This is a genomic window from Hyphomicrobium sp., from assembly GCF_041659645.1.
Taxonomy (GTDB): domain Bacteria; phylum Pseudomonadota; class Alphaproteobacteria; order Rhizobiales; family Hyphomicrobiaceae; genus Hyphomicrobium_B.
This window is the reverse complement of sequence record NZ_JBAZXX010000004.1, coordinates 570169-584676: the sequence shown is the minus strand read 5'-3', so window position 1 is coordinate 584676 and position 14508 is coordinate 570169. Positions and strand designations below refer to the sequence as shown.

At 60.6% G+C, this 14508-nt stretch carries 13 protein-coding genes; 4 read left to right on the top strand and 9 right to left on the bottom strand.

What is annotated here, in order from left to right; translation table 11 throughout:
• Nucleotides 1–174: 174 nt before the first annotated feature.
• On the top strand, nucleotides 175–801 hold the full coding sequence (locus WC811_RS17210; RefSeq protein ID WP_372646552.1) for a PRC-barrel domain-containing protein: 627 nt from the start codon (nucleotides 175–177) through the stop codon (nucleotides 799–801).
• 128 nt (nucleotides 802–929) lie between these two features.
• On the opposite strand, the gene ettA is transcribed toward WC811_RS17210, so the two are convergent.
• Nucleotides 930–2588 (bottom strand): energy-dependent translational throttle protein EttA, encoded by a 1659-nt coding sequence (ettA, locus tag WC811_RS17205; protein WP_372646551.1) that lies wholly within the window; start codon nucleotides 2586–2588, stop codon nucleotides 930–932.
• A 149-nt stretch (nucleotides 2589–2737) separates the two neighbouring features.
• On the opposite strand from ettA, the gene WC811_RS17200 reads away from it, so the two are divergent.
• Nucleotides 2738–3454, top strand: coding sequence for a DUF1003 domain-containing protein (locus WC811_RS17200; RefSeq protein ID WP_372646550.1), 717 nt, complete (start codon nucleotides 2738–2740; stop codon nucleotides 3452–3454).
• Nucleotides 3455–3527: 73 nt separating this feature from the next.
• Here WC811_RS17200 and WC811_RS17195 read toward each other — a convergent pair whose 3' ends face one another.
• Nucleotides 3528–4277 carry a CPBP family intramembrane glutamic endopeptidase gene (locus tag WC811_RS17195; protein ID WP_372646549.1) on the bottom strand — a complete coding sequence of 250 codons (750 nt, stop codon included), beginning with the start codon at nucleotides 4275–4277 and terminating at the stop codon, nucleotides 3528–3530.
• Between the two features lie 20 nt (nucleotides 4278–4297).
• On the bottom strand, nucleotides 4298–5329 hold the full coding sequence (locus WC811_RS17190; RefSeq protein WP_372646746.1) for a mitochondrial fission ELM1 family protein: 1032 nt from the start codon (nucleotides 5327–5329) through the stop codon (nucleotides 4298–4300).
• A gap of 145 nt (nucleotides 5330–5474) precedes the next feature.
• Between WC811_RS17190 and WC811_RS17185 the strand changes: the two genes are divergently transcribed.
• Both WC811_RS17185 and WC811_RS17180 read left to right on the top strand, forming a co-directional pair.
• Complete coding sequence (locus tag WC811_RS17185) at nucleotides 5475–5963, top strand: Lrp/AsnC family transcriptional regulator (RefSeq protein WP_372646548.1); 489 nt, start codon at nucleotides 5475–5477, stop codon at nucleotides 5961–5963.
• 27 nt (nucleotides 5964–5990) lie between these two features.
• A complete protein-coding gene (locus WC811_RS17180; RefSeq protein ID WP_372646547.1) occupies nucleotides 5991–6557 on the top strand; it encodes a hypothetical protein in 567 nt (188 codons plus the stop codon).
• A 12-nt stretch (nucleotides 6558–6569) separates the two neighbouring features.
• Here WC811_RS17180 and greA read toward each other — a convergent pair whose 3' ends face one another.
• From greA to WC811_RS17150, 6 genes are all read right to left on the bottom strand, one after another.
• Nucleotides 6570–7046 carry a transcription elongation factor GreA gene (gene greA / locus WC811_RS17175; protein ID WP_372646546.1) on the bottom strand — a complete coding sequence of 159 codons (477 nt, stop codon included), beginning with the start codon at nucleotides 7044–7046 and terminating at the stop codon, nucleotides 6570–6572.
• Nucleotides 7047–7198: 152 nt separating this feature from the next.
• Nucleotides 7199–10474: a carbamoyl-phosphate synthase large subunit gene (gene carB / locus WC811_RS17170; protein ID WP_372646545.1), complete on the bottom strand. Its 3276-nt coding sequence runs from the start codon at nucleotides 10472–10474 to the stop codon at nucleotides 7199–7201.
• 152 nt (nucleotides 10475–10626) lie between these two features.
• Entirely contained in the window at nucleotides 10627–11853 is a 1227-nt protein-coding gene (locus tag WC811_RS17165; RefSeq protein ID WP_372646544.1) for an MFS transporter, read from the bottom strand.
• 104 nt (nucleotides 11854–11957) lie between these two features.
• A complete protein-coding gene (locus tag WC811_RS17160) occupies nucleotides 11958–12665 on the bottom strand; it encodes a hypothetical protein (RefSeq protein WP_372646543.1) in 708 nt (235 codons plus the stop codon).
• 32 nt (nucleotides 12666–12697) lie between these two features.
• The gene (locus WC811_RS17155) at nucleotides 12698–13327 is read right to left on the bottom strand and encodes a hypothetical protein (protein ID WP_372646542.1); all 630 of its coding nucleotides are present in this window, start codon (nucleotides 13325–13327) and stop codon (nucleotides 12698–12700) included.
• A 111-nt stretch (nucleotides 13328–13438) separates the two neighbouring features.
• Nucleotides 13439–14470: a ChaN family lipoprotein gene (locus tag WC811_RS17150; protein ID WP_372646541.1), complete on the bottom strand. Its 1032-nt coding sequence runs from the start codon at nucleotides 14468–14470 to the stop codon at nucleotides 13439–13441.
• Nucleotides 14471–14508: the final 38 nt, after the last annotated feature.

Genomic DNA, 14508 nt, shown 5'->3' with positions numbered 1-14508 from the left:
CATATGGGCGACGCCGTGACCTATTCGGTTTCGTTCCGCCGCCCCATTTACGTCCAGCTTTACATCGACAAAGCGCCGCACCTTTGCATCTTGATCGAGCATAGGGGGAGCAAAACGCTCGCGCACGTTCTATATGGAACGCGAGTTACCTTGGGTGGGGATGGGAGTGGGGCAATGATCATTTCGAAATTGCGTTCGGCGCCGGGTGTTGCGTTCGCCGTCGCCATCGCGTGCGGTTGGCTTTCACAGACGGCGCCTGTCGCGAGCCAGGAGGACCAACAGCAACCTCCGGCCGCGAGCGATCAAGCTGCGCCCGAACAGCCAGCACCCGAGCAGACGGCACCGGCCGCCGAGCCCGCTCCGGATGGGGCAGCGCCGAGCGCCGAGCCGGCGCCGTCGCCAGACAGCGGCGCGGCCACCCCTGAAGCTCCCGCGGCCGAAGCTCCCGCAGGAGAGGCTGCTGCGCCACCGGCCGAAGCTGCGCCAGAAGCCACAGCTCCTCCCTCTGAAGCCGCTGCCCCGTCGGAAGGCGCGGCAGCCATCAGTGCCAGTCAGGTGCCGATCGGTGCCGCCGTGTTCGGGTCCGACGGCGCCAAGATCGGTGAGATCAACGGCGTGAAGTCCGACGATAGCGGTAAGGTTCAGGAAATTCTCGTCACCGACGGCGTGCCCGCAGGGATGAACGCCAAGGTCTTCGAGATATCGGCGGACAAAATCGTCAGCGCGACCGACGGCGTGAAGCTGTCTCTCAGCTCCGAAGAGGCCAAGCAGCTCCCAATCATCGACAACAGTAGCGGTTGATGGAATGGACAGGGGCGCGCCCCGGATAGGCCTCCTCCCCTAACCCCTCCCCGCAAGGGGAGGGGAACTTATTTTGATCGCGGCTTCCGACTCTCGTTCGTCCAGCCGGAAACCGCGTTTTTCGTCCTCTATCGATCGAAGCGCTTGAACTTGATGCGATGCGGCTCGACGGCCTGATCGCCGAGCCGGCGCTTCTTGTCTTCCTCATAGTCGGCGAAGTTGCCTTCAAACCATTCGACGTGGCTGTCGCCCTCGAAGGCAAGGATGTGCGTCGCAAGGCGGTCGAGGAAGAAGCGGTCATGCGAGATGACCACGGCGCAACCCGGAAAATCTTCGAGCGCCGCTTCGAGCGAGGCCAAGGTCTCGGTATCAAGGTCGTTGGTCGGCTCGTCGAGGAGGAGCAGGTTACCGCCCTCCTTCAGGAGCTTCGCCAGATGCACGCGGTTGCGTTCGCCGCCTGAGAGCAGGCCGACCTTTTTCTGCTGGTCGGCGCCCTTGAAGTTGAACCAGCCGCAGTAGGCGCGGCTCGGCATTTCCTTCTTGCCGCCAAGCAGCATCTGGTCGAGGCCGCCGGAGATTTCCTCCCAGACGGTCTTTTTGTCGTCGAGGTGACTGCGGCTCTGATCGACGTAGGCGATTTTCACCGTTTCGCCGAGGCGGATCGTGCCCTTGTCGGGCTTCTCCAAGCCGGTCAGCATCTTGAACAAAGTCGTCTTGCCGGCGCCGTTTGGACCAATCACGCCGACGATTCCGCCGGGCGGGAGCTTGAAGGAGAGCCCGTCGATCAGCAGGCTATCGCCGAAGGCCTTGGAAAGGTCCTCGACCTCGATGACGATGCCGCCGAGACGCGGGCCCGTTGCGATCTGCATCGTGGCGCGGTTGTTTTCCTCGCGGCCGGCTTCGTCGGCGAGCTTCTCGTAGGCCGTAATACGCGCCTTGGATTTTGCCTGACGTGCCTTCGGCGACGACCTGATCCACTCGAGTTCGCGGGAAAGAGCCTTCTGCTTACCCTCTTCCTGCGCCTTCTCAGTCGCCTCGCGCTTGGCGCGCTGCTCAAGCCAGTCCGAGTAGTTGCCTTTCCACGGCACGCCGTGGCCGCGATCAAGCTCCAGCGTCCACTCGGTGATGTTGTCGAGGAAGTAGCGGTCATGGGTCACGAGAATGACGCAGCCGGTATATTCGCGGAGATAGCGTTCGAGCCACGCGACGCTCTCGGCGTCGAGATGGTTGGTGGGCTCGTCGAGAAGAAGAATGTCCGGCTTCGATAGCAGAAGCTTCGTCAGCGCGACGCGGCGCTTTTCGCCACCGGAGAGTTTCGAAACGTCGGAATCGCCGGGCGGAGAGCGCAGCGCGTCGAGGGCCTGCTCAACCTGAGCATCGAGATCCCAAAGGTCCTGAGCGTCAATCTGGTCCTGGAGAGCCGTCATCTCGTCGGCTGTCTCTTCCGAGTAGTTGGACGCGATTTCGTTATAGCGGTCGAGGATGGCCTTCTTCTCCGCCACGCCTTCCATGGCGTTGCCGAGCACGTCCTTATCGGGATTAAGCTCGGGCTCCTGCGGCAGATAGCCGACCTTGATACCTTCGGCCGCACGCGCCTCGCCGATAAAGTCATCGACGACGCCGGCCATGATTTTCAGGAGCGTCGATTTGCCGGCGCCGTTAAGGCCGACGACGCCGATTTTGGCGCCCGGCAGAAACGACAGTGAAATGTCCTTCAGCACCTGCTTGCCGCCCGGATAGGCTTTGGAAAGCTTATGCATGTGATAAACGTACTGATGTGCAGCCATTAGCGGCGCCTCTATGACTTGAACCTGAGGGATTTGAGCGGACTTCTAGCCGATTGCTGCGGCTTGCTCAATTAGATCGTTGCCGCGCGAGCGACGTGCCGCGCATGGCATCGGCTTTATATAGGAAGCATCGCCAGGGAATGACCGGAATGTCGGATCAGAACGCAGAAAGCGGCAAATCACCGAAGCCCAAGGTCGTTTGTGCGCTAACGGGGAAAGAATATCCGCGTGGAGCCGTAATCAATCTGGCGACGGTGATGCCGTCGCTGATCGAGCGCATGCGCAAGGACCATCCCGACCTCAAGGATGATGCCTTCGTCGCTCGCAAGGAACTCGACCGATATCGCGGCCTCTACGTCAGCGAATTGCTGCGCGACGAAAGCGGCGATCTGAGCGATATCGAGAAGCAGGTAGCGGAAAGTCTCGCCACACACGAAATGCTTGCCGAGAACGTCGAAGGCGAGTTTACGGCCAAGCGGACGTTTGCCGAGTACCTATCGGATGGGCTCGCTTCATTCGGCGGCAGTTGGAGCTTCCTTATCGTCTTCGCCGGGTTTCTCGCGGTCTGGATGCTCTTCAACTCCTACCAGGCCGGCGCGGCGTTCGATCCTTATCCCTACATCCTATTGAACTTGATCCTGTCGACGATCGCTGCTGTGCAGGCGCCGATCATCATGATGAGCCAAAAACGCCAGGAGACGAAGGACAGACTGCGCTCGCTCAACGACTACAAAGTTAATCTGAAAGCTGAGCTCGAGATCCGGCACCTGCATGAAAAGATCGATCATCTGATCAACAAGCAGTGGCAGCGTCTCGCGGAGATCCAAGAGATGCAGCTCGACAAGATGGCCGAGCGGAGAAAGTAGTTTTTCGTGATGCCCGCCGGATTTTCAAATTGTGCCGGGCAATTTTCCTACCGAGAGCCGGCTGCCCGGCAGATCACCAAGCCGGGTTCTTCACGCCCGTAAAGAAGTAGACGCCGAGCCCGATCGTGAAGACGAGCCAGCCCCAAAGTACGTGCTCGACGTAAACGGCCCAGAACGAACGGGTGCGTTCGTATCGCCACGCGAGCAGCATGCCGATAAGGAAGGTTCCACCGACGGCAATCCAATTGCGGAACAAGATGTGCCCGAAGCCGAATGCCAATCCATTGGCGAGGATCAGGCTCCAACGCGCGCCGAAAAGAACGCCGTAGCGGTGAAAGAAAAAGACGCGATAGGCAAACTCCTGCGGCAGCACGGACGTGAACGGATAAAGCACCATGATCTTGAGCCAAAGCCCCGGACGTTCGGATGCGAGGGCAAAGAGGCGATCGGGCATGACGGCCGCGACAATACCGGCGACGACAAGGCATCCGGCGCTAAAGATCAGCAGGATCGAGATCAGCGTCGGCACATCAGGCCAGCGGGAGATTTCCTTTTTCAGACTGAAGCTTCGATCAAAATACAGAAAAGCGATGAAGCCGACGAGCACCGGGGGCAAGGCGTAAAACAGCGGCACGCGATAGTCGAACACCGCGATCCGCATCAACAGCGGCAGCGCGATGTAGACCACTCCAAGCTCTGCCCAAAGCTGCAGCCGACGTTTTTCCGACGGCTGTCCCGCGCGGATGCCACCGTCGAGCGTACCTGCAGCAACGAAGCCTTTGGCTGCTTCGGCGATGCCTTCGGAAGAGAACGAGATTGTCATCGATGCTCCCGCTGGCGGCGCTATGATCGCTTTGGATTGACGAGGCCGGGTAGCAGCTCGGCGCGCTTCAGCCAGCGCTTGCGAATTTCGGCTGCAATCGTTTCGGCGGAGTGGAGCGGCGGATAACTCCAAGTCGTCAGGGCTTCACCGGTTTGGGGAAGCGGGCGAGTTGCTCCGTAGGCGGCGAGAGCCGCGTGGAAGCGGTCGAATTTCGGACTGCCGCCCGTCGGCGTGAACAAAAAGATTGGCCGCCCTGTGGCTGCCGCTTCGCACGTCATGCTGATGCTGTCGGCGGTGATGACGAAGGCGTCGGCGGCGGCGAGAAAATCCGGATACGGATTTGCCCCCGAGCCGTCCCAGAAAATCACGGGCTTTCCGTCCATGGCGTGCCGGAGCCGGGCTGCGAGCCGTTCGGGTGTCCGACGCGACGCCGTGATCATCAGCCCCGCCCCGGTTTCGACGAGTGCCGTCAGCGACCTGACGAGGCGATCCTCGTCAGCGCCGGTATAGCGGTAATCGCCGTTCGGACCGCCGATGAGGCAGGTGATCCTTGGCTTCGGCAAGGCCGCGATCTCGGGCGGAATGTTGGCCTTGAGTGCTTCAAGCTTGGAAGAAGAAAAGCGGTGCGGAGACGTCAGCGTCGTGACGACGTTCGGGCCGCGACGGCGGTCGTGTTCCGGCACCCAGATCACGTCGGCGCTGTTCGGGCCGGTCTTCGGATCCATCAGAATGACCGTGTACGTCTGAAGCCCGGCACGCCGCCTCAGGGCGCGGATGTAGGGGATGGTCGTGCGGCCCGTTGCGAAGGCAAATGCCGGCCACGGAGGCCCGAGAGAGCCGCCCTGCGCACCAGTCCCCTGTCCGACTGGCAACGGCCCCCAGGGCGCCATCAACTTGTATATGCCCGAGAGGTTTATCCGCTTGATCTCCGGCGACAGCCCGAGCGCCTCGACGACACCGAGGCACTGGGCCTCGTGCCCGGCCTTGCCGTCGGAAAAGATCCAGGCCGATCGACCCTCAAGCCTTCCGGAATCGGCTTCAGCGCGTGTCATGTCGGACAAACTCTAACTTCCTGCTCGGCGGCATCGAGGCCGGGGTCAAACCTGATGTCAGGGCCGCGTTAAAGAAATTTGCGAAAATGTGCGCGCCCGGCGACATTCCTGATATTACTCCAAGCTTCCTGCGGCGGCGCGGTCCATGGCGATAGAACTCGACGAAACAGACTGGCGGATCTTGCGCGAGCTGCAATCCGACGGACGGATGACCAACATCGCTCTCGCCAATCGCATCGGCCTGTCGGCGCCCCCCTGCCTACGCCGAGTCAGGGCGCTGGAAGAAGCCGGTCTTATCACACGTTATACCGCGCTGGTGGACGAAGTCAGGCTCGGCTATGCGCTGACGGCCTTTGCGATGGTACGACTGCACAATCAAGCGGAATCCGACCTTCGCGCCTTCGAGAACCGCATACTCGGATGGCCCCTCGTCCGGGAGGCCTACATGCTGTCCGGCGAAAGCGACTTTATATTGAAATGCATCGCACGAGACCTGCAACGATTTCAGAATTTCGTGCTTGAAGAATTGACCGCCGCGCCGAACGTGGCCAGCGTGAAAACTTATCTCACGATCCGGCGAGCCAAGCATGAACCGGGCGTGCCGATCAGCGTATCCGGCCCCGAAGGACCATGATAGCGCGGTGCGTATTGCGGAGGGTCGATGGGAACCTTTTCTAAACTGGCGGCATCGGCGGCAAAGTTGGTTGTTCTTTCTTTAGTCCCGAACATATCGCTGGCGATGGCGGCGACGTCGGACGATCTGTTCAACACCTATTTCGCGAACGTGCTCGACGGCGCCCCCTGCTTCGCGCGCACCTACGACGACGCCCATCTGGCAAAACACCCAGGCCAGCAGGTGCGTGCCATCGAGGTCGACCTTTCCAAAGCCAATTCAGACGGCCGACCCAATGCCGCCGACCATTTTACGCTTGGATTTGCGCTGATGCTGACGTCGGGTCCGAGTTGGTTCGGACAGGCCGCGAGTTGCAAGACAAACGACGCGGATTTTGAATGCTATCTCGAATCCGACGGCGGCGTCTTCCGGCTGACGCCGCAAAAAGACGGCGGTCTTCGCCTTGAAACCGGTGAGAACGGCCTTTCGCTCGAGGGGACGGACGGCGATATCGAACTCACGGGTAAGGACGGAATAGATCGCGTTTTCGATCTCGTTACGTCGAAGGCTGAATGCCAGGCCGCGGCGGCTTTCTTCGAGGGCGGCAGCGACTAGGACGGAGCGCGATCAGCCGCCCCAGCTCACTTTCAAGATTTCGAGCGTGCGCGTACCTTTCGGCGTCGTGACATCGACGCTCTCACCCTTCGTCTTTCCGATCAGCGCGCGCGCAATCGGCGACGAGATGGAAATCTTGCGGTCGCGCAGATTGCCCTCAGTATCGCCGACGATCATGTAGCTGACCTTTTCGCCGGAATCTTCGTCTTCAAGGGTGACAGTGGCGCCGAATTTGACGGTGTCACCAGACAGCTTCGAAACGTCAATGATTTCAGCGCGGTTGATCTTGTCCTCAATTTCGGACACGCGGGCTTCATTGAGGCCCTGCTGTTCTTTGGCCGCGTGGTATTCGGCGTTTTCGGAAAGGTCGCCGTGGGCGCGCGCTTCCGAAATCGCCGCGATGATGCGGGGGCGCTCGACGGCTTTCAACCGCTGCAATTCCTGTTCGAGGTTTTTATAACCCTCAACGGTCATCGGCACCCGTTCCATTATCTTCTCCAGCGTCTTCCGAACGGTTCAATCCCTGCGGGGGAAAACCCCGACACACGGTACCAGTAAGCTTGTCAAATTGGGAAGTAGCGAAGGGCAGACGCTCCTCAGCGTGCCACCCTTAGCGTAGCCCGGCGACTTGATCGAACGGCCTAGCGATGCGCAAAAGCCTGCAACGGAGCGACTTCAAGCGTGTCCGATGCCAATGCTTTAATGGCTTGGGTAACCGCGACCGCCCCCGCCAATGTTGTATAATACGGGATGTGGTGAAGCAAGGCCGTGCGCCGGATGTCCTTGCTGTCGCTCAGAGCTTTCGAGCCTTCGGTTGTATTGAAAACGAGATTGATATCCCCGTTTTTCATGGCGTCGACGATGTGGGGACGCCCCTCCAGCACCTTGTTGATGGCATCGCACTGGATGCCGTTCGCCTCAAGGTACCGCTTCGTGCCGCGGGTCGCCACAATTTTGAAGCCCATGCCGGCAAGATCGCGGACGGGGGCGACGACGCGGGATTTGTCGCTTTCCTTGACCGAAACGAAGACCGTGCCCTTTTTGGGTAGAATCTGGCCAGCGCCAAGCTGGCTCTTGCCGAAGGCCATCGCGAAGTCGTGGTCGATGCCCATCACCTCGCCCGTCGAGCGCATCTCCGGCCCGAGGATCGGATCGACGCCGAGGAAGCGCGCAAACGGGAAAACCGCTTCCTTGACCGCGATGTGTTTGTAGTCGGGCTTCTTCAGATTGAATGCCGCGAGGGGCTTGCCAGCCATGATCTCGGACGCGATCGCGGCGATCGGCAGGCCGACGACCTTGGCGACGAACGGCACGGTGCGCGACGCACGCGGGTTCACCTCGAGAATAAAGACCTGCTCGTCCTTGATCGCAAACTGGATGTTCATCAGGCCGACGACGCGCAGCGCGAGAGCGAGTTCGCGTGCCTGCCGTTCGAGTTCTGCGATGATCGCGGGCGACAGAGAATGCGGCGGCAGCGAACAGGCGCTGTCGCCGGAGTGAATACCGGCTTCCTCGATATGCTCCATGATGCCGGCGACGAAGGTATCCTTGCCATCTGACAGACAGTCGACGTCAACCTCGACGGCATCCGTCAGATAGCTGTCGATCAGCAGCGGGCGCTTGTCCGACACCACAAGTTCCGACGGCCTGTCGAGGGTCGCGGAAAGGCGCGCGACGTAGCGATCGACCTCGGCGCCGTCATGGACGATTTCCATCGCGCGGCCGCCGAGCACATACGACGGCCGAATGACTACGGGATAGCCGATCTCTTCGGCGATGCCGCGCGCGGCGCCGGGCGTCTTGGCGATGCCGCTCTTGGGCTGCTTGAGCTTCAGCTTATCGATCAGCACCTTGAAGCGGTCGCGGTCTTCGGCGAGGTCGATGGCGTCGGGCGACGTCCCAAGGATCGGGACGCCGGCTTCTTCCAGCGCGCTTGCAAGCTTCAACGGCGTCTGTCCGCCGAACTGAACGATGATGCCCTTGAGCGTCCCCTTCGCGCTTTCGACGCGGATGATTTCGAGAACGTCTTCGGCGGTCAACGGCTCGAAGAAGAGCCGATCGGACGTATCGTAATCGGTCGAGACGGTTTCGGGGTTGCAGTTGACCATGATCGTTTCGAAGCCGGCCGCCGTCAGCGCGAAACACGCGTGGCAACAGCAATAATCGAACTCGATGCCCTGGCCGATGCGGTTCGGGCCGCCTCCGAGAATGACGATCTTGGTCTTCTCGCTCGGGTCGGCCTCGCAGACGGGCTCACCGGTAAGGCCCGTTTCATAGGTCGAATACATATAAGGGGTCGGCGACGCGAATTCGGCGGCGCAGGTATCGATGCGCTTGAAGACCGGCATGACACCGAGATCTTTGCGCATCTTGCTGACGTCAGCTTCGCTGACCTTGCCGAGCTTCGCAAGGCGCGCATCCGAGAATCCCTGAGCCTTGAGGCCGCGCAACTGCGAAGCTGTCTTCGGCAATCCGTGCGCGATGATGCGGGCTTCCGTGTCGATGATGGCCTTGATCTCAGCGAGGAACCACGGATCGATCTTGCAATACTGATGGATCTCGTCGAGCGAGAAGCCTTCGCGGAAGGCCTGGGCGACCTTCAAAAGGCGGTCGAACGTCGGACGCGATACGGCGGCGCGAACGACGTTCTTGTCGTCGCCCTGGCCGAGGCCCTCGAACCGAATATCGTCAAAGCCGGTCAAGCCGGTTTCCATCGAGCGGAGCGCCTTTTGCAGGCTTTCCGCGAATGTGCGCCCGATGGCCATGGCTTCACCGACCGACTTCATCGACGTTGTCAAAGTGGTGTCGGCGCCGGGAAATTTCTCGAACGCAAAGCGGGGAATCTTGGTGACGACGTAATCGATCGTCGGCTCGAACGACGCGGGCGTCGCGCCACCCGTGATCTCGTTCTGGATCTCGTCGAGGGTATAGCCGACAGCGAGCTTCGCCGCGACCTTGGCAATCGGGAAGCCGGTCGCCTTCGACGCCAGCGCGGAGGACCGCGACACGCGCGGGTTCATCTCGATGACGATCAAGCGGCCGTCGGCGGGATTGACCGCGAACTGAACGTTCGAGCCGCCCGTCTCGACGCCGATCTCGCGCAGAACCGCGATCGAGGCGTCGCGCATAATCTGGTATTCTTTGTCGGTCAATGTCAGCGCTGGCGCGACCGTGATGCTGTCGCCGGTGTGGACGCCCATCGGATCGATGTTCTCGATCGAGCAGATGATGATGCAGTTGTCCGCCTTGTCGCGAACGACTTCCATCTCGTACTCTTTCCAGCCGAGGACGCTTTCCTCGACTAGAACCTGAGAGGTCGGCGAAGCGTCAAGACCGCGATCGATGATCTCGAAGAATTCTTCGCGATTGTAGGCGATGCCGCCGCCGGTACCGCCCAGCGTGAACGACGGCCGGATGATCGCGGGCAAGCCGACGTGTTCGAGGGCCGCGGATGCGTCCTCGCGCGTGTTCACCATGCGTGAGCGCGGTGTTTCAAGGCCGATTTCTTCCATCGCCTCGCGGAAAAGCTGGCGGTCTTCGGCCTTATCGATGGCCTCCGCCTTGGCGCCGATCAGCTCAACGCCGTAGCGATGCAAAATGCCCTGCTTGTGAAGCGCGAGCGCGGTGTTGAGCGCAGTCTGGCCGCCCATCGTCGGCAGAATCGCGTCGGGGCGCTCCTTGGCGATGATCTTCGCCACCACCTCAGGCGTGATCGGCTCGATATACGTCGCATCGGCAAGATCAGGATCGGTCATGATCGTTGCGGGATTCGAATTGACCAGGATGATCCGATAGCCCTCCTCCCTCAGCGCCTTGCAGGCCTGAGTGCCGGAATAGTCGAACTCGCACGCCTGACCGATGACGATCGGGCCGGCGCCGATGATGAGGATGGACTTAATATCGGTGCGTTTTGGCATGGGGCGCAACAAATTGGCCGAGGCTCGCGCTGCGGGCGCGGTCGGCTCAGGGGTGGGTGGAACGTCGGGCTAAGTGGGGCTTATAGGCAATGCGTTGGCCCGGGGAAACCCCGAAATTACCGCGTCGCGAAGTTCTCTGCCCCAAAGGCAATTTAAGCTGTTTTTAGTTTGTCATATTCGGGCCTGTCGGTTCCCGGGAGGAACACCGTCAAAAGCCCGAGGAATGGCAGATACGAGCAAATCTCGAATACGTAATCGACGCCCTTCGCGTCGGCGACCAGACCGAGCACGGCGGCGGCGATACCCGCCATTCCAAATGCCGCACCGAAGAAGATGCCGGCGATCATGCCGACTCGGCCGGGGACGAGTTCCTGGGCGAACACGACGATGGCCGGAAATGCCGACGACAGAATCAGGCCGATCAGCATCGAAAGAATGACTGTCCAAGTGAGATCGGCGTAGGGCAGCGCCAGCGAGAACGGCAGGCAGCCGAGGATCGAGAACCAGATCACCATCTTCGGACCAAAGCGGTCGCCAAACAGTCCGCCGAGGATCGTACCGACGGCGGACGCGCCGAGAAATGCGAACAGCATCAACTGCGATGCCTGTACCGACATGCCGAAGTGATGGATGGCGTAGAAGGTATAAAAGCTCGCGAAGCTTGCCGTGTAGATGTTCTTCGAGAAGACGAGCACAGCAAGCACCGTCAATGCGACGGCGGTTCGGCCGCGCGAATGTATCAGCGTGGCGCTTTGGACGCCGCCCCGGCGCTTGGCGCCGACTTCAGTGGCCCACTGGCCGACCTTCCACAAGATCACCATCGCGACGAGCGCGATCGCGGCGAACCACGCGATGCTCATCTGGCCGTGCGGTATGACGATGAACGCCGCCAAAAGCGGACCGATTGCCGTTCCGAAATTGCCGCCGAGTTGAAATAGCGATTGGGCGAAGCCGTGACGTCCGCCGGACGCGAGGCGCGCGATGCGCGAAGATTCGGGGTGGAAGATCGCCGATCCGATACCGACGCAGGCGGCGCCGACAAGAAGTCCGGCGTAGCTATTTGCATACGCCAACAGGATCAGGCCGGCGAACGTCGAGCCCATGCCAATGCTCGTCGAATACGGAACCGAGCGCTTGTCGGTGTAATGACCGATGAATGGCTGCAGCAACGACGCCGTAATCTGGAAGGCCATCGTCAACAGGCCGATTTGCCAGAAGTTGAGGTGATAATCCTCCTTCAGCATCGGGTAGATGGCGACGAACAGCGACTGCATCACGTCGTTGAGCAAATGACAGAAGCTCACGGCGAGAAGGACAGCGAGAGAGGCGCTTGCGACCGGCGAACGTAGCGCGGCGCGGGATGAATCGATGACGGTCATTGGAATCTCCGGCGCGCTTTTAACGCCGGAGCGGGTTCATTGCATCGCGCGTGGCGACATGGCTGCCATCCGGCTCCGTGATGCCGCAGAGGCCTTGAAAAGGCTTATTTGCCCTCGGCAGGCGCCGGTTTCGCCGGCTCAGCAGGCGGATCTGAAGAAACGTCCTTCGGTGGTTCGATTTTCATGTCGATCGGGAAGGAATAGCTCGTCTTGAAAATGGGCTTGTCTTCGTGCCCAGGCGCCAAGAGAGCGTTGCTCGCGGGCAGCCCCGTCATCGCGTCCACAAAGAACATACGGAACGCTTGGTTCTGGGGCGCACTCGAACCCTTTTCGGACTCGCTGTCGAGCTTGTAGGAAAGAACGTCGCGGCCGTCGATCTGGGCGCGTCCTTTGCAGGAATAACTGCCGACGTCGGTCTGCTGTTTAACGACCGTATCGTCCATCTGCTCGCGGAGCTGTGCGGCGACCTGCTGCGGAACCGGCCGCCAGCTGCCATTCTGCTTCGACCATGCGTTGTTGCCGATAAGGATCAGCTCAGACGTCTGATTGGTGAGCTTTTGCGTGACGGTCTGATGCATCCGGTCCGGCAGAACGTAGTCGATCTGCATCGTTGTCGGACCGTTCTCGGTGATCATCTGCGTGTCCATGCGGAACCACGACGACTTCCGGAGCTTTTGAAGCGCCGCGGAAACTTCATCGCTGCACGGATTGGCGTTCTGCTTGGCGGGCGCGGGGGTTGCCTCCGGGACCTGCGCCGACGCCTGGCCTGAAAACGCGGCAATCAAAACAATGGCAATTGCAGTACGGCGCATGGAGATGTCCCAAACGATGCCGGCGAACGGCGTTAACGGAGCTTTTGCACGGGCGCGTTCGTCGGCGCAACGATTTCGATGTCGGTCGGATACGAGTATTTGACCTCACGTAGCGGCTTCGCGCCCGCGGCGAGAGAGGCGATGACGTTGTAGGCGGGTAATCCGGATTTGGGATCAACGTAGATGGTTCGGGCAATCGCCTTCGACGGATCCGTTTGGGGATGGGTTTTGTCTTCGAAGCGGTAGCCGAAGAGATCCTGGTCTTCGTATTTCACCGTCCCGAGACACTCATAACCCTCAAGTTTGGTCGGCCGAGCGAGTGCCGAGGTAACTTCGGCAACGATCGATTGCGTAAATTGCGGTTGAAGTTCTTCGAAACTGCCGCCTGAGCCCGAAAATGCGCGATCGTTGACTAGCATTGTCTGCTGCTCGCCGGGCATCGCCGGCGACGTTACGGTCTGGAGCATTTTCATCGGAGGCACATAGTCAATCTTCATGTGCGCCTCGCCTTCGGCCGTCGGCTGGGTGAACTCGATCCGGAACGACTTCAATGCCAGCTGTTTCTGAATGGCGACCAAGACATCCGCAGAACAATCCGTCCCGGCGGCGGATGCCGGGGTTGCGGCCGCGAGAACTGCGGCAGCGATAACGAACAGGCGCATCAAATTCCTCCCAGAGTTTTTCCCGGGTTATAAGCAAATTTGCCGCAGATGCGATCTTAAAGTTCGGCAAGGTTGATTTTGGGCATCGCAACACGGGAAGATGGGGAGCGCTTATTTTTTGCGCATCTTCTCGCACGGATCGCCGCGTTCGGCAGGCTGTGTAAAAACGACGAAGTCGGCGGCGGGCTCGCCGTCGGGATCGAGCGGAACGTAGGCGTGCGGATCGGTCCTGTCGTTATCGACCTCAATGAACATGACCGACACGACCTTTTTGTGTGCTGCGCGCTCGCGGATGTACCAGGGGACCGCGCGATCCGTTCGGGCATGGCCCGTACCGGCGATCAGAATTGCCGAGCCGTTTTGTTGTACGGCCTTCAATACTGCGTCGGCCAAATGGGCGTCGCGGTAGCGCTGTGCGAATGCCATGCCGGCAAAGGCTTCTTGCGGAAGCGCGCCACAATGAGCGTCTTCGATTTCCTTGATCGAGGCCGCATCGAACTTGGCGCCAAGTGGCACGTCGAGCACGAGGCGTTTGCTGTCGTCGGCGGAAAGAGCGCCCTCGCCTCCCTTGGCGGCCTTCATGATTTCGGCGCGGGACACGTCCCCGGCATAGAACGGCCGCTTGGCTGAGATGACCGCTTCAAACAGCGGATCATAGAGATCGGGCCACTTCGCTTTCTGCCAATCGACGAGTTGCTTGACATCGGCGACCGTCACCGACCTGCCGCTCTGCTGTTGAGCGATGACCTTATCGATGCCTGCCTGCTGATCGTCCCGAAGCTGCTCGAACACGATAGCCGTCACGTTCGGCGGCGAAGGCCGCGCGAATTCCGTGACTGCGGCTGCTTGCAGCAGGTGATGTGTGGCGTTGTCGTGCGCTTCGCCCAGGATCAGCACGCCGCCCGACGCCAGCGCGGCGGACGCCGCCGATTTGAGGCGCTGCCACTCATCGTCGGGGCACGGCTCTTTCGGATCTTCCGCAAACGGCTTTGCCGTGGCGTAGATTTGCCCGCACAGCGGATGCGCACACGACTTCGTGGTGCGTGCAATTTCCTGCAGAAACGGTCCTTGTTCGGACGAGCAGGCGTTTGCGTTCGCCGCGTAGCCGACGAACAGGAAAGCAGCAGCGAGACAGCTGCGCATGAAAACCATCATTTGATCCGGTGAGAGCACGGATTGGC